Origin of the sequence: Bradyrhizobium sp. LB11.1 (assembly GCF_040549385.1) — a bacterium.
In the GTDB taxonomy this organism is placed as follows: domain Bacteria; phylum Pseudomonadota; class Alphaproteobacteria; order Rhizobiales; family Xanthobacteraceae; genus Bradyrhizobium.
In genome coordinates, this window is record NZ_JBEPTH010000007.1 from 242,898 (window position 1) to 265,511 (window position 22,614).

The 22,614-nt window shown below is 63.2% G+C and carries 15 protein-coding genes and 1 pseudogene; 9 read left to right on the forward strand and 7 right to left on the reverse strand.

Annotation, left to right across the window (positions count from 1 at the left end):
- Nucleotides 1-768: 768 nt before the first annotated feature.
- The 3 genes from ABIA96_RS20530 to ABIA96_RS20540 form a co-directional block, all read right to left on the reverse strand.
- The gene (locus tag ABIA96_RS20530; RefSeq protein WP_354138858.1) at nt 769-1,197 is read right to left on the reverse strand and encodes a GlcG/HbpS family heme-binding protein; all 429 of its coding nucleotides are present in this window, start codon (nt 1,195-1,197) and stop codon (nt 769-771) included.
- Nucleotides 1,190-4,168, reverse strand: coding sequence for an FAD-binding and (Fe-S)-binding domain-containing protein (locus tag ABIA96_RS20535; protein ID WP_354138859.1), 2,979 nt, complete (start codon nt 4,166-4,168; stop codon nt 1,190-1,192). The genes ABIA96_RS20530 and ABIA96_RS20535 overlap by 8 nt, the downstream gene beginning before the upstream one ends.
- Nucleotides 4,169-4,275: 107 nt before the next feature.
- Nucleotides 4,276-5,013 carry a GntR family transcriptional regulator gene (locus tag ABIA96_RS20540; RefSeq protein WP_354138860.1) on the reverse strand — a complete coding sequence of 246 codons (738 nt, stop codon included), beginning with the start codon at nt 5,011-5,013 and terminating at the stop codon, nt 4,276-4,278.
- Between the two features lie 133 nt (nt 5,014-5,146).
- Here ABIA96_RS20540 and ABIA96_RS20545 point away from each other — a divergent pair, with 133 nt between their 5' ends.
- From ABIA96_RS20545 to ABIA96_RS20580, 8 genes and pseudogenes are all read left to right on the forward strand, one after another.
- On the forward strand, nt 5,147-6,349 hold the full coding sequence (locus ABIA96_RS20545) for a pyridoxal-phosphate-dependent aminotransferase family protein (protein ID WP_354138861.1): 1,203 nt from the start codon (nt 5,147-5,149) through the stop codon (nt 6,347-6,349).
- Nucleotides 6,350-6,360: 11 nt separating this feature from the next.
- Nucleotides 6,361-6,593: pseudogene (locus ABIA96_RS20550) on the forward strand (MFS transporter); the annotation flags it as partial.
- A gap of 116 nt (nt 6,594-6,709) precedes the next feature.
- Nucleotides 6,710-7,909, forward strand: a complete 1,200-nt coding sequence (locus ABIA96_RS20555; protein WP_354138862.1) for a pyridoxal-phosphate-dependent aminotransferase family protein — start codon at nt 6,710-6,712, stop codon at nt 7,907-7,909.
- A 24-nt stretch (nt 7,910-7,933) separates the two neighbouring features.
- Nucleotides 7,934-8,731 (forward strand): enoyl-CoA hydratase/isomerase family protein, encoded by a 798-nt coding sequence (locus ABIA96_RS20560; RefSeq protein ID WP_354138863.1) that lies wholly within the window; start codon nt 7,934-7,936, stop codon nt 8,729-8,731.
- Between the two features lie 132 nt (nt 8,732-8,863).
- Nucleotides 8,864-9,850: a tripartite tricarboxylate transporter substrate binding protein gene (locus ABIA96_RS20565; protein ID WP_354138864.1), complete on the forward strand. Its 987-nt coding sequence runs from the start codon at nt 8,864-8,866 to the stop codon at nt 9,848-9,850.
- Nucleotides 9,851-9,986: 136 nt separating this feature from the next.
- Nucleotides 9,987-10,529, forward strand: coding sequence for a tripartite tricarboxylate transporter TctB family protein (locus tag ABIA96_RS20570; protein WP_354138865.1), 543 nt, complete (start codon nt 9,987-9,989; stop codon nt 10,527-10,529).
- Nucleotides 10,530-10,540: 11 nt separating this feature from the next.
- Nucleotides 10,541-12,058: a tripartite tricarboxylate transporter permease gene (locus tag ABIA96_RS20575; protein WP_354138866.1), complete on the forward strand. Its 1,518-nt coding sequence runs from the start codon at nt 10,541-10,543 to the stop codon at nt 12,056-12,058.
- Nucleotides 12,059-12,230: 172 nt separating this feature from the next.
- Nucleotides 12,231-13,031 carry a YdcF family protein gene (locus ABIA96_RS20580; protein ID WP_354138867.1) on the forward strand — a complete coding sequence of 267 codons (801 nt, stop codon included), beginning with the start codon at nt 12,231-12,233 and terminating at the stop codon, nt 13,029-13,031.
- Nucleotides 13,032-13,083: 52 nt separating this feature from the next.
- Here the strand turns inward: ABIA96_RS20580 and cysN are convergent, their stop codons facing one another.
- The 3 genes from cysN to cysQ are packed head-to-tail and all read right to left on the reverse strand — an operon-like array spanning nt 13,084 to nt 16,775.
- A complete protein-coding gene (gene cysN / locus ABIA96_RS20585; protein WP_354138868.1) occupies nt 13,084-14,955 on the reverse strand; it encodes a sulfate adenylyltransferase subunit CysN in 1,872 nt (623 codons plus the stop codon).
- A complete protein-coding gene (gene cysD / locus ABIA96_RS20590) occupies nt 14,955-15,854 on the reverse strand; it encodes a sulfate adenylyltransferase subunit CysD (protein WP_354138869.1) in 900 nt (299 codons plus the stop codon). The genes cysN and cysD overlap by 1 nt, the downstream gene beginning before the upstream one ends.
- A gap of 42 nt (nt 15,855-15,896) precedes the next feature.
- On the reverse strand, nt 15,897-16,775 hold the full coding sequence (cysQ, locus tag ABIA96_RS20595) for a 3'(2'),5'-bisphosphate nucleotidase CysQ (RefSeq protein WP_354138870.1): 879 nt from the start codon (nt 16,773-16,775) through the stop codon (nt 15,897-15,899).
- A 669-nt stretch (nt 16,776-17,444) separates the two neighbouring features.
- Between cysQ and ABIA96_RS20600 the strand changes: the two genes are divergently transcribed.
- On the forward strand, nt 17,445-21,341 hold the full coding sequence (locus ABIA96_RS20600) for a beta strand repeat-containing protein (RefSeq protein WP_354138871.1): 3,897 nt from the start codon (nt 17,445-17,447) through the stop codon (nt 21,339-21,341).
- A 114-nt stretch (nt 21,342-21,455) separates the two neighbouring features.
- Here the strand turns inward: ABIA96_RS20600 and ABIA96_RS20605 are convergent, their stop codons facing one another.
- Entirely contained in the window at nt 21,456-22,610 is a 1,155-nt protein-coding gene (locus tag ABIA96_RS20605; protein WP_354138872.1) for a hypothetical protein, read from the reverse strand.
- Between the last annotated feature and the right edge of the window lie 4 nt (nt 22,611-22,614).

Below are 22,614 nucleotides of genomic sequence, written 5' to 3' on the forward strand. Positions count from 1 at the left end.
TCCAATTTCACATTTCAAACAGCAGACGCGCCTTCGCGGTCTCGCGGCGCGTTTCGCCCGAGCTTTGCTCTTCGCTTCACGCCCTCTCCAAGGAAAGGGCGCAGGGAAGGCCGGGTGCCGGCCGGCACCCACGGTCCGCTGTGCGCATGTAGCGCAAAAGAACTGCACAGCGGCATACAGGTGAAGCCGAACACACGGCCTTCCCTGCGCAGTGGTTGGACGGCTTATGCCGTGCTCTCCCGGGAGCCGAATTCCTTCTGGCCTCCCTCGCCCGACGGAAGTTACCGGCACCGCGCCGGTTGGCGCCAATGCCGCATCCGCAAGACTTGACCGTAGCGACGACGGCCGGGACCACACGGTTTTGCCGTACGCAGGCTTCCCGCTCGGCCATCAGGCCTCGCAGGCATCGAGCGCCGTTCGTACAACGCGGCTTGCAAGTCGCTCACGGGGTTCGGCTCAATCCATCGCCCCGCCCTGCACTCACATCCGCGACGGCGCTGCTCGCATCCACCGCAACCCGATCCGCGGCTCGTGACGACGTACGACCGCCCCTTTTCGCCGGATCAGGATGGGTGGATGTGTACGATAAAACCGAATTTCGGTAAAGTGGAATATTTTGGAGTGCGGTGATTGACCCAGCGGCTGGGTGTTTTGCCCGTCGGGTAACACCCGATCTCGTAGCCCGGATGGAGCGCAGCGCAATCCGGGACCTTCGTGCCTCTGGCTCAGGCCCCGGATTACGCTTCGCGCCATCCGGGCTACGGTATCTCAGCCCGCGTTGGCCTTCAGCCCCGCCGCCTGGATGCCGGCCACCGCACAGGCCTCGTCATTGTCAGACGTGTCACCGGAGACGCCGACGGCGCCGAGCAAGGTCGTGCCGTCCATGATCAGCACGCCGCCGGGGACCGGCACCAGCGCGCCCCTGGCGATGGTGTTCACGGCGTCGATGAAATAGGCCTGCTCCTGCGCCCGCTGGTACAGCGCGCGCGAGCCCAGGCCCATCGCGAGCGCGCCATAGGCCTTGCCGTGGGCGATCTCGGCGCGCATCAGGCTGGTGCCGTCCTGCGCGGCGGCGATCTTGAGCACGCCGCGTGCGTCCAGAATGGTCACGACCAGCGGCTTCAGCTTCAGCTCGTTGGATTTGGCGAAGGCGGCGTCGAGGATCTTGCGGGCGGTGTCGAGCGTGAGGTCAGCCATGGCTGGGTTCCTTTGCGATGGAAGTGGTGGTGGATTGGGTCTCGGCGCGGTCGAGGCTCATCGCCAATACGCGCGCGACGTGAAGCGCCTCGCGTTGGGCGCCGTCGCGGATCTGGTGGCGGCAGGAGGTGCCGTCGGCAACGACCAACGTCGCCTGATCAGCCTTCCGCATGGCGGGCAGCAACGACAGCTCGGCCATCTCGATCGAGGCATCATAGGTATCCGCGCCATAGCCGAAAGCGCCGGCCATGCCGCAGCAGCTCGACTCGATGGTCTCGACCTCAAGGCCGGGGACGAGGCGCAGCACTTGCTCGACCGGCTTGAAGGCGCCGAAGGATTTTTGATGGCAGTGGCCATGGACCACTGCCTTGTTGGCGACGGTGCCGAGCGGCAATTGCAGCCGGCCGGCCTCGGCTTCGCGCACCAGGAACTCCTCGAAGGTCAGGGCATGGGCCCCGACGGCCTTCGCACCGTCGTCCTTGCGCAGCGAAGCGAGCTCGTCGCGGAGCGTCAGGAGGCAGCTCGGCTCCAGGCCGACAATTGGCACGCCACGCGCGGCAAAGGGCGCGAAGGCGGTCACGAGACGATCGAGTTCGGATCTGGCTTGATCGACGAGGCCGGCTGACAGGAAGGTGCGACCGCAGCATAACGGTCGGCCGCCACTCGCGGGCTTCGGCATATGCACGCGATAGCCGCCGGCCGCGAGCACGCGCAGTGCGGCTTCGAGATTCTCGCGCTCGTAGATGCGATTGAAGGTGTCGGCGAACAGCACGACCTCTCGGCCCGTCTCCGATCCGACTGCTTCCGCCGGCGCCACGAACACGTCGCTGCGGAAGGCGGGCAGGGCGCGGCGCGCGCTGATGCCGGCGAAGCGCTCGACCAATTTTCGTAGCAGCGGACTATGGTTGCGCAAATTCGACAGCGGCGCGAAGCGCGACGCGAGGCCGGCATAGCGCGGCAGATAGCCGACCAGACGATCGCGCAGCGTCAGGCCGTGCGAGGCAACGCGTGCCGCCAGCACCTCGATCTTCATCTTCGCCATGTCGACGCCGGTCGGGCATTCGTGGCGGCAGGCCTTGCAGGAGACGCAGAGTTTCAAGGTCTCCATCATCTCGTCGGAGGACAACGCATTGGGGCCGAGCTGGCCGGAGATCGCGAGCCGCAGCGTGTTGGCACGCCCTCGCGTGACGTCCTTCTCGTTTCGCGTGGCGCGATAGGACGGACACATCACGCCGCCCTCGAGCTTGCGGCAGGCGCCATTGTTGTTGCACATCTCGACCGCGCCCTGAAAACCGCCGCCGGCGCCGGGATAGGCTGACCAGTCGAGCTTCGTTTTGAGGTCGGTGACACGATAGTCCGGCTTGAAGCGGAACAGCGAGCGGTTGTCCATCCTGGGCGCGTCGACGATCTTGCCGGGGTTGAGCACACCGTCGGGATCGAAGCGATGCTTCACCTCCCTGAAGTCGGCGACGAGGCGCTCGCCGAACATGGTCTCGTGGAATTCGGAGCGCACCAGGCCGTCGCCATGCTCGCCGGAATGCGAGCCCTTGTATTCGCGCACCAATGCAAACGCCTCTTCGGCGATGGCGCGCATCGCCTTGACGTCCTTCTCCAGCTTGAGGTTCAGTACGGGCCGCACATGCAGGCAGCCTTCGGAGGCGTGCGCATACATCGTGCCGCTGGTGCCGTGCCTGGCAAACACCTCGTTCAGCCGCTGGGTGTAGTCGGCGAGATACGGCAGCGGCACGGCGCAATCCTCGACGAACGAGACGGGCTTGCCCTCCTGCTTCATCGACATCATGACGTTGAGGCCGGCGGCGCGGAAATCGGCGATGCCGCTCTGCAGCGCTGGTTCGGTGATCTCCACCACACCGCCCCATTTGCGCTTCTCGTTGTTCCAGCCGAAGCCGAGGTCGCCCATCAGCGCGTTGAGCTGCTTCAAACGCAACAGATTTTCCGCCTGATCTTCCTCCGCGAACTCGACCACCAGCACGGCGTCCGGATCGCCCTTGATCGCCGCATTGATGATCGGCTTGAACATCGCGATGTCGCGACCGAGTGCGAGCATGGTGCGATCGACCAGCTCGACCGCGATCGGCTTCAGCTTGACGAGGTGCTGGGCCGCGTCCATCGCCTCGTAGAAGCTGCCGAAATGGCAGATGCCGAGCACCTTGTTGCGGATGACGGGCCACAGCCTCAGCTCGACCTTGGTGGTGAAGGCGAGCGTACCTTCGGAACCGACCAGCAGATGCGCCATGTTGTTGCGCGCATTGCGCGGCGTGAGCGCATCGAGATTGTAGCCGCCGACGCGGCGCTGCACTTTTGGGAAGCGCGCGGCGATCTCGTCGGCCTCGCGCGTGCCGAGATCGAGCATGTCGCGGAACAGGGCGCGCGTGCTATCGCCGGCGTCGAGATCGGAGAGATCGTGCGAGACCTCGCCAAAGCTACTCAGCGTGCCGTCGGCAAGCGAAGCCTCCATCGACAGCGTGTTGTCGCGCATGGTGCCATAGCGAAGCGAGCGGCCGCCGCAGGAATTGTTGCCGGCCATGCCGCCGATGGTGGCGCGGGAGGCCGTCGAAACGTCGACCGGGAACCAGAGGCCATGCTTTTTGAGCCGGCGGTTGAGATCGTCGAGCACGATGCCGGGCTCGACCACGCAAGTGCGGCCCTCGACGTCGAGCGACAGGACGCGGTTGAGGTGCTTCGAGAGATCGACCACGAGGCCGTCATTGACGGTCTGGCCGCATTGCGAGGTGCCGCCACCGCGCGGCGTAACCTTCACGCCTTCGTCGCGGGCGATCGCGAGCGCCCGCAGCGCCTCGTCCATGGTCTTGGGGACCACCACGCCGGACGGCATGATCTGGTAGAACGAGGCATCGGTGGCGTAGCGGCCGCGGCTGAAGCCGTCGAACAGGACGTCGCCGGTCATGTCCGCGCGCAGGCGCCGTTCGAGCGAGGAGGCGTTTGTCATCCTTGGTCCCGGATTGAGCCTGCGAAGCCACTCGGCTTGGTTGTGGTATTCATTCTTGTTTCTGATCGATTGAATTGTGAATTCAAAATGAGCAAGCCAGCCGCCCGTTAAAGTGCCGCTGGCGCGTCCTCTTGGGGCTCGGTCAGATGCTCGATTGCGGCCATCCGCTTGTTGCGCAGGTGCTGGAACAGGATGTCGCTGAGCTCGCTGGCGGCACGACGACGCAGCGCGTCAAGGATGGCCTCATGCTCGCGCATTGCCTCCGCCCAGCGCTGCCGCTTGCGGGCGAAATTGGCGGAATAGCGGACCCGGCGGATCCGGCCGGCGAAGTTGGCGTAGGCCGTCTTGAGCGTCTCGTTGCGCGCGGCCGCGACGATGCTCTCGTGGATGCGCTGGTTGGTCTGGAAATATCCGTGCATGTCGCGATGCAGATAGCGGCCGTACATCTCGTAATGCAGCTGCTCGATCGCGGTGATTTCCTCATCGGTAATGGCCTCGCAGGCAAGGCGCCCGGCGAGGCTTTCCAGTCCCGCCATGACGTCGAACAGCTCTTCCAGGTCGCGCTGGCTGAGCTGGCGGATGCGGGCGCCGCGGTTGGGCAGGAGCTCGATCAGGCCCTCGGAGGCGAGCACCTTTAAGGCTTCGCGCAGTGGCGTGCGGGAGATACCGAACATCTCGCAAAGCTGGCGCTCGGGAACGCGCGCGCCGTCCGGAATGTTGCCTTCCACGACGTAGTCGCGCAGCCGCAGCAGGACCTCGCCATGGAGCGAGGCTGCCTCGCGGTCGCCGCCATTTGTGGCGGACGGGGTGATCGGAACCCCATCGTCGGGAATCGTGGATTTCATTTGCAGCACAATAGTTTGCTCGATTAACCGCGTCGACGTCCACAATTGAATACCAAATTATGATTGAAATGACAAAAAATGAATGCAAAATAATAGGTGAAGCCAGCCGGAATCCGCCGCCAGGGAGGTTTTCATGCATCAGGGACGCCATTTCCTTCAGATTCCGGGCCCGAGCCCGGTCCCCGAGCGCGTCCTGCGCGCCATGGACATGCCGGTCATCGACCACCGGAGCGCGGAATTCGGTGAGCTCGGCCGCACCGTGCTCGAAGGCAGCCAGACAATTTTCCAGACCAAGGGTCCGGTCATCATCTTCCCCTCCTCGGGAACGGGGGCCTGGGAGGCCGCGATCGTCAACACGCTGTCGCCGGGCGACAAGGTGCTGATGGTCGAGACCGGCCATTTCGCCACGCTGTGGCGGCAGATGGCGGGGCGTTTCGGCATCGAGGTCGATTTCGTGCCCGGCGATTGGCGTCGCGGCGCCGATCCGGCCGTGATCGAAGCCAGGCTCGCCGGTGACACCGCGCGCGCCATCAAGGCCGTGATGGTCGTGCATAACGAGACCTCGACCGGCGCAACCAGCCGCATCGCCGAGATCCGCGCCGCGATCGACCGCACCGGCCATCCAGCGCTTTTGATGGTTGACGCCATCTCTTCGCTCGGCTCGGTCGACTACCGCCACGACGAGTGGAAGGTCGATGTCAGCGTGAGCTGCTCGCAGAAGGGCTTTATGCTGCCGCCCGGTCTTGGCTTCAACGCGATCTCGGAGAAGGCGCGCGCGGCTGCGAAGACCAACAAGATGCCGCGCTCCTATTTCGACTGGGAGGAGATGCTCAAGCCCAACGCCAACGGCTTCTTCCCCTACACGCCGGCGACCAACCTGCTCTATGGCCTGCGCGAAGCGATCGCGATGCTGCTCGAAGAGGGGCTCGACAACGTGTTCGCGCGGCATCAGCGGTTGGCTGCGGCAACGCGCGCCGCCGTCAATCATTGGGGGCTCGAAGTGCTCTGCCAGGAGCCGGCCGAATTCTCGCCGGTGCTCACCGCAGTGCTGATGCCGCCCGGCCATGATGCCGATCAGTTCCGCAAGATCGTGCTCGAAAACCACAACATGTCGCTGGGCTCGGGCCTGTCGAAGGTTGCCGGAAAGGTCTTCCGCATCGGCCATCTCGGCGAATGCAATGCGCTGACGCTGCTCGGCGCGCTCACCGGCGTGGAGATGGGCCTTTCGGTTGCCGGCGTGCCGCACCGCTCCGGCGGCGTCGACGTCGCGATGAAGCTGTTGGAGCAGCGCCCGCAGGGCAATGCATCACCGCATCTGAAAGTGGTTGGCACTTAGACCGCGAGGCGCACGCGGGCTGCGCGTCGGGACTGATGAACACCGGCTCGGCCTTCGCCGCCATCGTCTCCCCGCTGGTCGCAGGTTTCGTGATCGACGCCACCGGCAACTGGTATCTGCCGTTCCTGATGTCGCTGGGGCTGCTGCTTCTCGGCGGCTTCTCCGCCTTCCTGATTCACCCGGAACGCCGTTTACGGAGGCCGAGGGGAGGGTGCCGTCCGGCAAGGTGGTGGCGGCGGAGTAGGGGCGGCCGAGGTCCGCCGGTTATGCATGGGAGTCGCCCTAAGGAGAGGGGACAAGCCAGCCAAATGGTGCTATTCGGCGGCCATCAAAATCAAGGCTAGACCGGGAAGGACGCCGATGACCGTGCACACTGGAAGGCATTTTCTCCAGATTCCAGGACCGACCAATGTGCCCGACCGGGTGCTGCGGGCGATGGACATGCCGACGCTGGACCATCGCGGTGCGGAGTTCGCCGAGCTTGGTTTTGCCGCGCTTGCCGCGATGCAGCGGGTGTTCTGCACCAAGCAGCCCGTGATCATCTTCCCTTCGTCCGGCACCGGCGCCTGGGAAGCGGCGATGGTCAACGTGCTCGCGCCCGGCGACAAGGTGTTGATGTGCGAGACCGGCCAGTTCGCCGTGCTGTGGCGGGGCATCGCCGACAAGTTCAAGCTCGACGTCGACTTCATCCCGAGCGACTGGCGCCATGGCGCCGACCTCGCCGAGATCGAGAAGCGTCTGAGTGCCGACAAGCAGCACACGATCAAGGCGGTCTGCGTCGTCCATAACGAGACCTCAACTGGCTGCGTCACGCCGCCGCTCGACGTGCGCAAGCTGCTCGATCGCGTCAAGCATCCGGCGCTGCTGATGGTCGATACCATCTCCGGCCTTGGCTCGATGGAATACGAGCACGACGCCTGGGGCATCGACGTCTCGGTCGCGGGGTCCCAGAAGGGCCTGATGCTGCCGCCAGGCCTCGGCTTTAACGCCGTCTCGGAGAAGGCGCTCAACGTCGCCAAGGCCAATCCGGGCATGCGCTCCTATTGGGACTGGCAGGAAGTGATCAGTTTCAACAAGCTTGGCACCTTCCCCTATACGCCCGCGACCAATCTGCTGATGGGCCTGCGTGAGGCCGTCAAGATGCTGGAAGAGGAGGGCCTCGAGAACGTCTGGACCCGCCACAAGCGCCATAGCGCAGCGACGCGCGCGGCGGCGAAGGTCTGGGGTCTGGAGACGCAATGCGTCGATCCCGCCGCGCATTCGCCGGCGCTGACCGGCGTCCGCGTGCCTGACGGACACGACTCCGACGCCTTCCGTAAGGTGGTGCTGGAAAACTTCGACATGTCGCTCGGCACCGGCCTGAACAAGGTCAAGGGCAAGGTGTTCCGTATCGGCCATATCGGTCATTTCAACGATCTGATGCTGATGGGCACGCTTGCGGGCGTCGAGATGGGCCTGGATCTTGCCAAGATTCCGCACCGGAGCGGCGGCGTGCTGGCGGCCATGGACGTCCTGAAGGGACGCGACGTAATGCCGATGACGAAGGCTCAGGTCGCTTAATATCAACTGGGAAGTGAGCGCGCGATGAACGTACCGACGACTGCCAACGAAGACCTGCTCTACTCCGTCACGGACGGCATCGCGCGGATCACCTTCAACCGCCCGCAGGCGCGCAATGCCATGACCTTCGCGATGTATGATCGCATGGCGGAGATCTGCCAGGAGATCAACGCCGATCGTTCGATCAAGGCGCTGATCCTCACCGGCGCCGGCGACAAGGCGTTTGCCTCCGGCACCGACATTTCGCAATTCCGTGCCTTCAAGACGGCGCAGGACGCGCTCGATTATGAGGCGCGGATCGATCGCGTGCTCGGCACACTCGAGCAGTGCCGCGTGCCGGTGATCGCGGCCATCGCGGGCGCCTGCACCGGTGGCGGTGCCGGCATCGCCGCGTGCTGCGATCTCCGCATCGGCACCGAGACGACGCGCATGGGCTTTCCGATCGCGCGCACGCTCGGCAACTGCCTGTCGATGTCGAACATCAGTCGCGTCGTTGCGCTGGTGGGACCTGCCCGCACCAAAGACATGATCTTCAGGGCGCGGCTGGTCGAGGCGCAGGAAGCGCTGTCGCTCGGCCTGCTCACCGAAATCGTGCCTGATGTCGAGACGTTGCAGCGCCGCGCCGACGAGACAGCAAAGCTCGTCGCGAGCCACGCTCCGCTGACGCTCGAAACAACGAAGGAAGCGGTGCGCCGCATCCGCCCCACGCTGTCGCGCGAACAGGGCGAGGATCTGATCCTCAAGGCCTATATGAGCGAAGATTTTCGCGAGGGCATGGACGCCTTCCTCAACAAGCGCCCCCCGAACTGGAAGGGCAAGTAGAGCGCGCTTCGTCAGCCGAAAGTCATATGCGGCGGAATGTCCGGCTGCTTGAACTCGCGATCTTTAGTCCGCACAATGCATCGATCAATTTCCCGGCCTCACCAAGCCAATAAGAACCAGGGGGCGAAACTCGTGCGAATTCCACTGAAAGCCGTCGGAGCTGCGACAGCCTTGTTGTTGAGTGCGCCGGCCCTGGCCGGCTGGGAGCCAACAAAACCCGTCGAGATCGTGGTCGCGGCGGGCGCGGGTGGCGCCTCCGACCAGATGGCGCGGATGATGCAGGCCGCGATCCAGAAGAACAATCTGATGAAGCAGCCGATGGTGGTCTCGCTCAAGGGCGGCGCGTCGGGTGCGGAAGCGCTGATGTACATGAAATCCAGCGAGGGCGATCCGAACAAGGTACTGATCGCCTATTCGCTGATCTACATGCTGCCGCTGTCGGCCAAGATCCCGTTCAACTGGCGCGAGCTGACCCCGGTCTCGGTGATCGCGCTCGACCAGTTCGTGCTGTGGGACAACAGCGCCGGGCCGAAGACCGTGAAAGAATTCGTCGAGGCGGCGAAGGCTGCAAGCGCGCCGTTCAAGATGGGCGGCACCGGCTCCAAGCGCGAGGATCACGTGCTGACCGTTTTCCTTGAGCAGAAGACCGGCGCGAAATTCTCCTATCTGCCCTACAAGTCCGGCGGCGAGGCGGCGACCCAGCTCGTCGGCAACCACACTGAATCGAACGTCAACAATCCATCCGAAAATCTCGAAGTCTGGCGCGCGGGCCAGGTGCGGCCGCTCTGCGTGTTCGACAAGGAGCGCATTGCCTACACCAGCAAGGTGACCGACACGCAGTCCTGGGCCGACATTCCGACCTGCAAGGAGGAGGGCGTCGACGTCCAGTATCTGATGCTGCGTGCGATGTTCCTGCCCGGCAAGGTCACGCCGGAACAGCAGGCGTTCTATGTCGAGCTGTTCCACAAGGTGACGCAGACCGCCGAATACAAGGACTATATGGAAAAGCAGGCCTTGAAGCCGATCTTCCTCACCGGCAAGGACATGGTGCAATTCCTCGAGGAGGACGATGCCGCCAACAAGTTGCTGATGACGGAAGCCGGATTCGTGGCGAAGTAATCAATCCTCCGCGTCATGCCTTCGCGGAGGCGGGGCATCCAGTATTGAACAGGGCTCGACGAAAGAGGGCTTCTGCACGGCGTACTGGATCATCCACGTTCGCGGATGACGACAGCGCAACTTGACTTGGTAGAGCATGTCCCAAACCGATCTCGAAATCGTCGTCGACGATCCGACCGCGCCTGAGGACGACTCGCCCTCTGTCGTCTCCTCCGGCACGGTCGAGGTATTCGTCTGCCTCCTGTTGCTCGCGCTGGCCGCGACGCTCGGCTACGACAATTGGCGCACCGGTGCCTCCTGGGATTCGACCGGGCCCGAGCCCGGCTATTTCCCGTTCTACCTCTCAGTCATTCTCGGCGGCGGCAGCCTTTACGGATTGATCATGGCGCTTCTGGAGCGGCGTGTGTCCTCCGAAACCTTCGTCACGCGGGCGCAGGCACGCCGCGTGATGGCGGTGTTCGTGCCGACGTTGCTGTTCTGCCTGGTGATGCAGTTTCTAGGCCTCTATGTCGCGAGCTTCCTGCTGATCGCGGGCTTCATGCGCCTGATCGGCAAGATCGCGCTGTGGAAGTCGCTGCTCACCGCTTTCCTGTTCACGGCGATCATGTTCGTCACCTTCGACATCGCCTTCGACGTCATCATGCCGAAGGGGCCGCTCGAAGCGGCCTTCGGCTACTAGGCGGGCTCGCGATGGAAGCTTTCGGTCTTTTGCTTCACGGCTTCGCCGTCCTGCTGACGTGGAAGACGCTCATGCTGATGATGGTCGGGCTGGTGCTCGGCATCTTCGTCGGCGTGCTGCCTGGCCTCGGCGGCCCCAACGGCGTCGCCATCCTGCTGCCGCTCACCTTCACGATGGATCCGACCTCCGCGATCGTGATGCTATCCTGTATCTATTGGGGCGCGCTGTTTGGCGGCGCGATCACCTCGATCCTGTTCAACATCCCGGGCGAGGCCTGGTCGGTCGCGACCACCTTCGACGGCTATCCGATGGCGCAGCAGGGCAGGGCGGCCGAGGCGCTGACCGCGGCGTTCACGTCCTCCTTCATCGGCTCGCTGGTCGCGGTGCTGCTGATTACCTTCCTCGCGCCGATGATCTCGTCCTTTGCGCTGAAGTTCGGCCCGCCGGAGTTCTTCGCGGTTTATCTGTTGACGTTCTGCTCCTTTGTCGGCCTCGGGCGCGAAGCCAAGCACAAGACGGTCATCTCGATGTCGTTGGGACTCCTGCTCGCCGGCGTCGGCATGGATACCGTGTCGGGCCAGTTGCGCATGACCTTCGGCTCGTCGGAGCTTTTGCGCGGTATCAACTTCCTCGTCGCCGTCATCGGCTTGTTCGGCATCAGCGAGATCCTGCTGACGATGGAGGAACGGCTGGCGCTGCGTGGACATGCCGCAAGCATCTCGCTGCGTGTCGTATTGAGTGTGTGGAAGGACTTGCCGAAATACTGGATGACGCTGCTACGCTCCTCCTTCATCGGCTGCTGGCTCGGCATCACCCCGGGCGGCGCAATTGCGGCCTCCTTCATGGGCTACAATCTCGCCAAGCGCTTTTCGAAGGACCCCGGGAGTTTTGGCAAGGGCCGCATCGAAGGAGTGTTCGCGCCGGAAACGGCGGCGCATGCGTCGGGCACCGCGGCGCTACTGCCGATGCTGGCGCTCGGCATTCCCGGCTCGGGCACGGCCGCAATCCTGCTCGGCGGCCTCATGGTGTGGGGGCTCAATCCGGGCCCGCTGCTGTTCGTCGAGCACAAGGATTTCGTCTGGGGCCTGATCGCCTCGATGTATCTCGGCAACGTCGTCGGCCTCGTGCTGGTGCTGACGACGGTGCCGATCTTCGCCTCGATCCTGCGCGTGCCGTTCGCCGCGGTGGCGCCGATGATCGTGGTGTCCTGCGCGATCGGCGCCTATGCGATCCAGAACGCGATGTTCGACATCTGGCTGATGCTGGGCTTCGGTGTCGTCGGCTACGTCTTCAAGAAGATCGGCATTCCGCTGGCGCCGTTCACGCTGGCGCTCGTGCTCGGCAACCGCGCCGAGGACGCCTTCCGCCTGTCGATGATCGGCTCCGGCGGCGACCTCAAGGTGTTCTGGTCGAACGGGTTGGTCGGCTCGATCGCGACGCTTGCGATCGTGCTGCTGTTCTGGCCGGCGATCGACGGGCTGCTCGCCCGCGTCGGATGGACACGGCGGACCATGAAGACGTCGCGTTAAGGTTCGGTTGCAAAACATCCCGCTGTATGTAGCGAGGCCCGAACGCGCGCCAACGATGGTTTGCAAGTCCATGACTCAGTCTGCTATTCGTCATCGGGGGCGGAGCAAGCGGTGTCCTCCTTCATCCGTCATTCGATGATATGACGATCATCTCTGTGGTCGGAGGAAAACCGTGTTCTTCGTTCTATCCAAGACGCTCGGCGTCATGGCGCTGCCGCTGAATTTCCTGATCGGCCTCAGTGTGCTGGGCTCGCTCCTGCTCCTGACGCGATTCCTCAAGCTTGGTCGCGCGCTGGTGCTCCTCTCCGCATTGATGCTCGCGGTGTGTGGGTTTGGACCGGTCGGAAACCTGCTGCTCTATCCGTTGGAGTCGCGCTTCCCGGCCTGGACCCCGTCGCAAGGCCCTCCGGATGGCATCATCGTTCTCGGCGCGTCGATCGACGTCGATCTGTCCGCGGCTCATGGTACGCCGGTTGTAACGACCGCGTCCGACCGGATCATTGTCGCCGCTGCGCTGGCTGGGAAATATCCCAACGCGCGCGTGGTCTTTAGCGGCGGCAACGCCAATCTGCTCTCCGGCGATACGAAGGAGGCCGACTTTGCGGCCGGGCTATTCGAAAGCCTGGGAATCGACAGGAGCCGGTTGATGCTGGAGCGCCGATCCCGCAACACGTACGAGAACGCACAGTTCACCAAAGCCATGGTCGATCCGAAGCCCGGCGAGCGCTGGTTGCTCGTGACCTCGGCCTTTCACATGCCGCGGTCGATGGGTCTGTTTCGGAAAGCGGGATTTGTGGTCGAGCCTTGTCCGGTCGATTGGCGTGTCGGCACCGGACGAGACGTCGTCTCGTTCACCGACATCGCGGAGGACGGCCTGTCGCGGACCAACCTCGCAGTACGCGAGTGGCTCGGCTTGATCGCCTATCGGGCGGTTGGCCGCATCGACGAATTTCTTCCGGGGCCGCCGGGCTGAGACCTCGGCCAAGGCACTCAGACAAGGCACTCAGACAAGGCGGCTTGGCATCTCAAAGGCGCCTGAGGAGTTCGACGATCTGATCGGCGAGTTCGTCCGGGCGGTGACCGACCGTCTCCAGCCGGATTTCCGGGCGCTCGGGCGCCTCATAGGGCGCGTCGATGCCGGTGAAGTTCTTGATCTTGCCTTCCTTCGCCTTGGAATAGAGTCCCTTGGGGTCGCGCCGCATGCACTCCTCGATCGGCGTGCTGACGAACACCTCAATGAAATCTCCCTCGTCCACGAGGCCGCGGACCATGTCGCGCTCGGCCCTGTAGGGGGAAATGAACGAGCAGATCACGATCAGGCCGCTGTCGACCATGAGCTTGGCGACCTCGCCGACGCGCCGGATATTCTCGACCCGATCGGCTTCCGTGAAGCCGAGGTCCCTGTTGAGCCCGTGGCGGAGATTGTCGCCGTCGAGCAGCATGGTGTGATTGCCGAGCGCGAACAGCTTCTGATCGAGAATGTTGGCGATCGTCGATTTGCCCGCACCCGACAGGCCTGTGAACCAGATGATCCGGGGTTTCTGGTTCTTGAGCGCGGCGCGTTCGGCCTTGCCGATCGAGAGCGGCTGCCAGGCGATGTTGCTGGCGCGCCGCAGCGGAAATGCGATCATGCCGGCGCCCACGGTCCGGTTGGTGTAACGGTCGATCACGATGAAGGCGCCGGTCCGGCGGTTGGCCTCATAGGGATCGAAGGCGATCGGCAGCGCCGTAGCGAAATTGCAGAACGCGATCTCGTTCAGGCCGAGCGTCGTCGCGGCAAGGTGCTCGCGGGTGTTGACGTCGATGCGGTACTTGATCGCGGTGACGCTCGCCGAAATGATCGTCTGGGTACCAATCCTGACGACATAATTGCGCGCGGGCACGAGTGGGTCCTGGTCCATCCAGATCAAATGGGCGGCGAACTGGTCGGCAACTTCGGGGCGTTCGGTCGGCTTGGCCAGGATGTCGCCGCGGACGATGTCGATCTCGTCCTGGAGCGTGATCGTCACGGCATCGCCGGCCTCGGCTTTCGACAGTTCGCCGTCGTAGGTCACAATCTCCTTGACGCGGCTGTGATGGCCGGACGCGGACACCACGATCTCGTCGCCGGGCGAGATGCTGCCTGATGCCACCGTTCCGGTGAAGCCGCGGAAATCGAGATTGGGGCGGTTGACCCACTGTACGGGAAAGCGGAACGGCAGTCCGGTCGTCTCGCTCGCGACATCGATGCTTTCGAGATAATCGAGCAGGCAGGGGCCGTGATACCAGTCGGTATTGCCCGAGCGCTCGATGATGTTGTCGCCGTAGCGTGCCGACATCGGGACAGGAACGATCGAGGAGAAGCCGAGGCCAGTGGCAAAGGCGACGTAGTCGCCGACGATGCGATCGAACACATCCTTCTTGTAATCGACCAGATCGATCTTGTTGACGGCAACGACGACGTGCTTGATGCCGAGCAGCGAGCAGATGAAGGAATGGCGCTTGGTCTGCACCAGGACACCCTTGCGGGCGTCGATCAGGATGATGGCAAGCTGCGCGGTCGAGGCACCGGTGGCCATGTTGCGCGTGTACTGTTCGTGGCCAGGCGTGTCCGCCACCATGAAGGAGCGGCGAGGGGTCGTGAAGAAGCGGTAGGCGACATCGATGGTGATGCCCTGTTGCCGCTCGGCCTCGAGGCCGTCGACCAGGAGCGCGAAATCGATGTCGTCGCCGGTGGTGCCATGCTTGGCACTGTCGCGCGCGAGCGCGGCCAGTTGATCCTCGAAGATCAGCTTGCTGTCGTGCAGCAACCGCCCGATCAGGGTCGACTTGCCGTCGTCGACCGAGCCGCAGGTGATGAAGCGCAACTGATCCTTGGTTCCGGCCGAATGCGGCTCTTTGAGAGCGGAGGTGTCCATCAGAAATAGCCCTCGCGCTTCTTCTTCTCCATCGAGGCAGACTCATCGGAGTCAATGAGACGGCCCTGCCGTTCGGAGACCGTTGCCGTCTGCATCTCCGTGACGATGTCCTGGATCGTCGTTGCCGACGAGTCGATCGCTCCGCTGAGTGGGTAGCATCCGAGCGTGCGGAAGCGGATCATCCGCATTTCAGCCGTTTCGTTCGGCTCCAGCGGGAGGCGGTCGTCATCCACCATGATGAGCGTGCCGCCGCGCCGCACGACGGGGCGCATCTTGGCAAAATAGAGCGGCACGACCGGGATGTTCTCGAGCATGATGTATTCCCAGATGTCGAGCTCGGTCCAGTTCGACATCGCAAACACGCGCATCGTCTCGCCTTGCCGGATGCGGGTATTGAACAGATTCCACAGCTCCGGCCGCTGGTTGCGCGGATCCCAGACATGGCCGGCGGAGCGGAACGAGAAGATGCGCTCCTTGGCGCGGCTCTTCTCCTCGTCACGTCTTGCGCCGCCGAACGCCGCATCGAACTGGTAGAGATCCAACGCCTGCTTCAGTGCGTCGGTCTTCATGACCTGGGTGTGGAGAGAGGAGCCGGAGGCGATCGGACTGATGCCGCGCTCCACGCCTTCCTTGTTCACATGGACGATCAGATCGGCGCCGATGCGCTTGGCCGTTTCGTCGCGAAACGTAATCATCTCCCGGAACTTCCACGTGGTATCGACATGGAGCAGCGGGAAGGGGATCCTGGCCGGATGAAACGCCTTCAGCGCCACGTGGAGCATCACACTCGAATCCTTGCCGATCGAATAGAGCATGACCGGCTTTTTGAACTCGGCGACCACGTCGCGCATGATCTCGATCGATTCAGCTTCGAGGCGGCGGAGATGTCGTGGCAGCATGTTGCGTCTTTTTGTCCAGTCAGAGTCTGTGCCGTCGTTGCGCTATTCGCCGACGCTTCCGCCCCACGCAACGAAGTGACCGTTGCGATAGGCCGGTTTGCCGTAGCGAACGTCCCCTCCGTCCAGGCCGACAACCCGTCCGCCGGCCGCCAGGAGCACCGCGTGCCCCGCGGCCGTGTCCCATTCCATGGTCGGAGCCAGACGTGGATAGACGTCTGCCGCACCTTCTGCAACCGCGCAGAATTTGAGCGACGATCCGGACGGCTTCAGTTCCCGGATCCGGCGCTGGCTGATCCATGCCTGCGTGGCATCGTCGAGGTGCGACCGGCTTGTGACGGCCCGCAAGCCTTCGGGCGAGGGGACCTGCACCTCAATCGTCTGCATATCGCTGAACGAGGGACCACACGAGCCGGGTTCGACATGCAGCTTGTAGGCGTTTGATCCGCCGAGATAAAGCTGGGACAGGGCCGGCGCATAGACAGCGCCCGCAACCGGTGACCCGTCTTCGATCAGGGCGATATTGACCGTGAATTCGGCGGCTCCCCGGATGTATTCCTTGGTGCCGTCGAGGGGGTCGACGAGGATGAAGCGCGGATGCAGTGCCGTCAGGGTGCCATCGCAGGTCTCTTCCGTGACGACGGGGATATCCGCAAGATTGCGCGCGAGGCACGATCGAATGACCTCGTCAGCCTGAAGATCGGCGGCGGTGACTGGCGAGCCATCGCTCTTGTAGTGCGGATCGCTCGCCGTCGCGCGCATCCTCATGATGGTTTCGCCGGCACGAACGGCGATCAGGCCAAACAGACGGGCAATGCGATCCGTCTCGCCCAGCACTCCCTTGCCGCTCATTGGAGTGGTTCGCCGGCGCGTTGTCCTGACATGGCCGTCGTCACCGGACAAAGGCGAGAGCCGGTGCTGCAAGCCAAGATGATCCCTTCATTATCCCTCATGCAATCCATGGTTCGGAAATATAGCAGATCGGCGGTCGGCGGCAAGTTTGCCATAGAGCGGAACCACTTACGGGCGTGCGGGAGCATTTTCAAATCCCCCCGAAAGACAAAGCCCGCGAGCGGGCTCCCCGGTCGCGGGCTTGCCATCATCGCCAATGTCTGCGTCGACCGGCGATCACCAAAAACCGGTGTGCATGGGACGACGAGTTCCGTGTCCGGAACGACGTCTTTTCTCGCGGACGATCGGAAGATTTGCCAATCCGTTCAAATTGTTTTCGGGCGTGCTGCTTGTTTTTCGCCGCGTTGCGCGTCTAGGTTGACGTGACCGCAACGTTGCGAATATGATCCCCCCGCGGTTGCGAATGACGAACATTGTCCTTGCTGAGTATTTTGCAGATCTTGTGATGTTTCTTTCGACCGGCCCGTCGCGCGACCGCCCGTCATCACGCTCGATACTCCACCAGTCATCAAACTGAGAAACGACGACGATAGTTCTGATAGCGCACTATTCCGCGTTCTCTGTACTTCGTGCGATTTCGTGTCTGCCGTCCCCGCGAACCGGCCAAGCAAAATTAAACGCGCTTCCGAAATCTCATAGGCGGCGGCGCTTGTATTGCACCCACTCAGGGAGGTGTTTTCCATGACCAATCACGCGCCCGTCTTCACCAGCGGTCCGGACAGCGACAGCTTCGGCGAATTCAGCAACACGACGAATTCCACCGCGCTGCATCAGCTCTCGGACACGATGACTTTCAAGGACAGCGATCACAGCGACACCCATACGACGTCCGTCGCATTGCATTCCGCGGTGCTGTCGAGTGGCTCCGTGATCCCGGCCAGCTCGCTCGCGCATTTCCAGACGGCCATGACGTCGCAGATCACCAAGGATACCAACGGCACGGGGACGGTAAAATGGTCGTTCAGCGAAGCCGATGACGATTTTGACTTCCTGTCCAAGAACCAGGTGATCGTCCTCACCTATGACGTGACGGTTAGCGACAATCATGGCGGCACGGCGAAGCAGACCGTCACCATCACGGTGACCGGTACCGACGACAAGCCGGTGATCGCGACATCGGTGGCGGCGACGATCACCGAGCAGGCGGACCAGACGCTGTCGATTTCGCCCGACACCACCCCGATTGCCGTGAGTTTCACCGACGTCGACCTGACCAACACCGGCTTCACCGCAAGCGTGGTCGCGGCTTCGGCGTCGGGAACGACCACCGGCATTCTGCCGGGCGCGCTAGGCACCGCCGAGCTGATGTCGTTCTTCAACGTCAACAATGTCGTCAAGGCGTCGGGCTCGGGCAGCGGAACCATCAATACCACCTTCTCCGCGCCGGATCTTGCCTTCGACTATCTCGCGGCGGGAGAGCAACTGAAGATCAACTACGTCCTTCAGCTTGACGATCATGCCGGTGGCATCACGACGCAGAATGTCGTGGTGACGGTGGTCGGGACCAACGACAAGCCGGTCTTCCTCGGCGGCCCCGAGACTGCGCATCTCGTCGAGGATCAGAATGTCTCGCCGGACGGCAAGCTCAAGGCGCATGGCGAGCTGCCCTTCGCCGACGTCGACTTGTCCGACAGCCATTCGGTCGCCACGTCGGTCTCGGCTTCGCTGTCGGGCGGCGGCTCGATCTCGATCCCGAATTCCGTGCTGCTCAGCGCGTTCTCCACGACCCTGACGGATTCGACCGGCCATGTGCTTAGCGACGTCGGCTGGGATTTCGCCCTTCCCAACAGCCTGGCGAGCGCCATCCCCGGCGGCGAGACCCTGACCCTGACCTATCAGGTCGTCGTCACCGATCCTGCCGGTACAACGGCGACGCAGAACGTCACCGTCACCATTCTCGGTACCAACCATCCGGTGATAATCACCAGCGGCGCGGAAGCTGCCACCTTGTCCGAACTCGCCGACACGACAGGCTCCGCGACGCCGGACACGACCAGCCCGGTGCCGACTGGAACGTTGAATTTCACGGATGCAGACACCGGTGACTCCCACACCGTGGCGGTATCGCTGGCCTCTGAAACATGGTCTGGCGGCTCGACGCTTCCGGCCGGAACGGATGCGGCTCTTCATACCGCCCTTGCCACCGCGCTGCACGACTCCACCGGCACGGGCAGCGGCAGCGTCGACTGGACCTTCGGCATCCCGGATAACCAGCTCGATTTCCTCGCCGCAGGCGAGACCCTGACCGTCGATTACCAGGTCCACGTCGGCGACGCCGCGACCACCGCGACCCAGACCGTCGAAGTGGTCATCACCGGCACCAACGACGCCGTCGTCATGACCAGCGGTCCGGAGAGCGGAACGGTTGCCGAACAGGCCAACACGATCGGATCGTCGTCGCTCGACAGCACGAGCCCGACACCGACGGGCACGCTCGCGTTCGATGACGTCGATCTGACGGACCACCATTCGGTCAGCGTCGGTGTTGACTCGGCCGTCTGGTCGGGCGGCGACTTCGTTCCGTGGGGGACGCTGAACGATCTGCAATCGGCGCTGGCCACGGTCCTGCACGATTCCACCGGCTCAGGCCACGGCGGTATCTACTGGACCTTCAGCATTCCGGACAAGGACCTCGATTTCCTCAATGCCGGCGACACGCTGACGGTGACGTACAACGTCACCGTCTCGGATGGCGTGACCAACTCGACGCAGTTGGTGACGATCACGGCCACCGGTGCGGCCGACAACCAGCCCATCGTCAATGCGGACGTGGCCAGCGTTGCCGACACGACTGCGATCGATGCGGGCAACATTGTCGCCGTCGGCAACATGATCACGGATGCGGGCGACAGTGCTGGCGATATCGGCAATACGCTGAGCGTGACGGATGTCAACGGCAATGCGGTCTCCGGCATCCTCGACGTCGCGGGCACTTACGGCACGCTCACGGTTTTCAACGACGGCACCTATCTCTACACTGCCAATCCGGCGCTCGACGGGCTGCTCGATGGCCAGCATGCCACCGACCTGTTCAACTTCACCGTCACCGACAGCTTCGGTCACAGCACTCCGACGACCCTGACGTTCAACATCACGGGTTCGGATGAGGCGCCACAGATCACGTCGGCCATCGCCTTCGGCTCGATCACCGAAGACGCCGGGCCGAGCCTTGCCGTCAATGGTGGCTTCGAGACCGGTGACTTCACGGGCTGGGTGGCGAACGGTCCCGTGGTCGAACTCGACGCGCTCGGCGGCGATTTTGGCAACTACACCGCCAACCTGACGGGCACCGGATCGCTGGAGCAGGACATCGCGACTGTCGCCGGTCAGCACTATACGTTGAGCTTCTATGCCGCGGGTGACGCGGGTGGTGGCCCCGAGACGTTCACAACATCCTGGGCAGGGCCGCTGGACCTTTCCCTCGGCTTCACCAAATACACTTTCGACTTCGTTGGCGATGGCCTGACGGATCAGTTCCTGATCAACTACAGCGCTGGCATTTCAGGAATCCATTTTGACCAGTTCTCGCTAGCCCCGACACCGGGGCCGGCGGTCGAGACCTCGGACGGATCAGTCTCGTTCGCGGATTCCGACCCGGGCGATACGCACACGGCGAGCTTCACGCCGCATGACAGCAGCTATGTCGGGACGTTCTCGCTCGACCCGGTCACGGAGTCGGGCGGCTCGGGCTCGGTGGCGTGGCACTTCAGCGTTGACAACGCCGACATCCAGTTCCTGGGGCAGGGGCAGTCGATCACCCAGATCTATACCGTCGCGGTGATCGACCACGCTGGTGCCACCGCCTACCAGGACATCAGCGTCACCCTCAACGGCAGCAACGATGCGCCCACGGCTGTAAGCGATAACATCATCACCGATGTCGGTCCCAACGGCACGGTCGATATCCCCGCATGGGCACTGGCGGCCAACGATATCGATCCTGATACGATCGACCATCTGTCGGTCGGCAGCGTCATCTCGAGCAGTGGCGGCGCGGCGTCGCTGGCGGGTCCCGACGTGTTCTTCATCGACGACACCACGCCGGGCGGCTCGTTCAACTACGCCGCGTCAGACGGACTTGCGGCGAGCGAAAATACGGCCACCGCGACCGTCATCAACAACGCGGCGAGCGCCACGACGCTCGATGGTACCAGCGGCGACGACATCCTTATCGCCACCAACGGCACCGAGACGCTCAATGGCGGGGCCGGCAACGACATCCTGATCGGCAATTCCGGAAACCACGTCATGAGCGGCGGCGCGGGCAATGACACATTCGCGTTCATGCATACGACCGATGGCACTGCGACCATTACCGACTTCAACAATACCAGCCAGCATGATCACATCGCCGTCTCGGCGAGCGGTTTCGGCGGCGGTCTGACGGCCGGCATGGATGTGACGCCGCTGTTCCAGACCGCGGCGAGCGATCAGTTCAACGGGCTCTCCGGCTTCCTGTTCGATACGGCCAACCAGACACTGTACTTCAGTGCCGACGGAACCCAGGGTGCATCGCTGTCGGTGGCGCAGGTTCAGGCGGGGGTGACGATCAATCCTCACGACATCCTGGTCGTGTGAGCAAGGTGGTGCGCGGAAGAGCGGGGGCCTCGCAGGCCCCGCCCTTTCGCATGAGCGCCAAGCTGTGATGCGTTGAGAACCCGCGCTGCGGCTCGGGGTCGATGCGACAGGTCTCTATTCCGGATGCATCTTTTTGAGTGCGCCGAGAAGGTCGAACAATGGCGTCAGCAAGAGCGGCCAGACTAACTGAAGGAAGACGCCGCTATAAGCGATCATGTTCTGGAAGGTGCTGAACACCACGAATGTGCTCAGCAGCGCCAGCGCCGGAACGGCCAGCGAACTGTTTCGGATCAGGTACAGATACGCTGCCACAAATGCGGCGAAGGCAGCGAACATGATGGCCATGCCGGTCCACCCCATCAGGATGAAGGGTCGGCCGAACATGGTTGCCACATTGAGGCCCCGGGCGGCTTCGGGCGTGCTAACCCGACTCGTAACGCCGATCAGCGGCAGCACGCGTTTGGAGACAATGTCGGGCACGAACTCGCTCACGGCGAACTCGGCCGGGGCATGGGGCGCCGGCTTGTCAGTGTCGACCGAAAGCTCAAGATTTGCCATCGGCGAGGTAAAATAGACATAGGCCCAGAAAAACGTCGTCGGGATTCCCGACTTCATGAAGGCGGGCGAGGCTTGGGCCCTTTCCAGAAGGTGCTCGCTCGACTGCATGCGATAATTGCCGAACAGGCCGAACAGATACAGGCCCGCGACCACGATCGCTGCCAACGCCGTCAGCGCGGGCCAGCGCGGACGCCTTGCGATGAGATAGACGAACCCCCAGCTTACGAGCGTGATCGCAGCAGGTCCCCGATACACGATCGCCACGAAGTAGATGATCGGCAGCGCGGCCTCGAGGAGATAACGCAGGCGCTTCGTGCTAAGAAAATCCGCGAAACGGATGGTGCTGAAGGCACTGCCGAAGGTCACTGTAAAAACATGTAGATGGGGGACCAACTTGAGATCGTTCGCATAGTTGAAGTGACCGCTTGCGATCATCACCAAAGGGACGCCACCATTGTACACGATGTCCGCGAGCATCATCGGGACGAGCGGAACGACGACCCAGCCGGGCAGGGCGGGCCGGTGCTCCCTGATCTGTGCCGTCGTGGACCGGAAGGCGTAGGCGAGCGACCCGGCCGCCAGAAAGGTGCCCGCGAAGAATCCGAGCAACGAGAACGACAAGGGGGGGTAAAGGCTCGACCAGCCGAGCTTATAAGTACCAAGGACCGCGGCGAAGGCGGCAATGTAGACAAGGAATGGATTGGTGAACATGAGG

Coding starts and splice junctions, on each gene's coding strand:
- ABIA96_RS20530 (WP_354138858.1), bottom strand. CDS start 1,197: ATGGCTGACCTCACGCTCGACACCGCCCGCAAGATCCTCGACGCCGCC.
- ABIA96_RS20535 (WP_354138859.1), bottom strand. CDS start 4,168: ATGACAAACGCCTCCTCGCTCGAACGGCGCCTGCGCGCGGACATGACC.
- ABIA96_RS20540 (WP_354138860.1), bottom strand. CDS start 5,013: ATGAAATCCACGATTCCCGACGATGGGGTTCCGATCACCCCGTCCGCC.
- ABIA96_RS20545 (WP_354138861.1), top strand. CDS start 5,147: ATGCATCAGGGACGCCATTTCCTTCAGATTCCGGGCCCGAGCCCGGTC.
- ABIA96_RS20555 (WP_354138862.1), top strand. CDS start 6,710: ATGACCGTGCACACTGGAAGGCATTTTCTCCAGATTCCAGGACCGACC.
- ABIA96_RS20560 (WP_354138863.1), top strand. CDS start 7,934: ATGAACGTACCGACGACTGCCAACGAAGACCTGCTCTACTCCGTCACG.
- ABIA96_RS20570 (WP_354138865.1), top strand. CDS start 9,987: ATGTCCCAAACCGATCTCGAAATCGTCGTCGACGATCCGACCGCGCCT.
- ABIA96_RS20575 (WP_354138866.1), top strand. CDS start 10,541: ATGGAAGCTTTCGGTCTTTTGCTTCACGGCTTCGCCGTCCTGCTGACG.
- cysN (WP_354138868.1), bottom strand. CDS start 14,955: ATGGACACCTCCGCTCTCAAAGAGCCGCATTCGGCCGGAACCAAGGAT.
- cysD (WP_354138869.1), bottom strand. CDS start 15,854: ATGCTGCCACGACATCTCCGCCGCCTCGAAGCTGAATCGATCGAGATC.
- ABIA96_RS20600 (WP_354138871.1), top strand. CDS start 17,445: ATGACCAATCACGCGCCCGTCTTCACCAGCGGTCCGGACAGCGACAGC.
- ABIA96_RS20605 (WP_354138872.1), bottom strand. CDS start 22,610: ATGTTCACCAATCCATTCCTTGTCTACATTGCCGCCTTCGCCGCGGTC.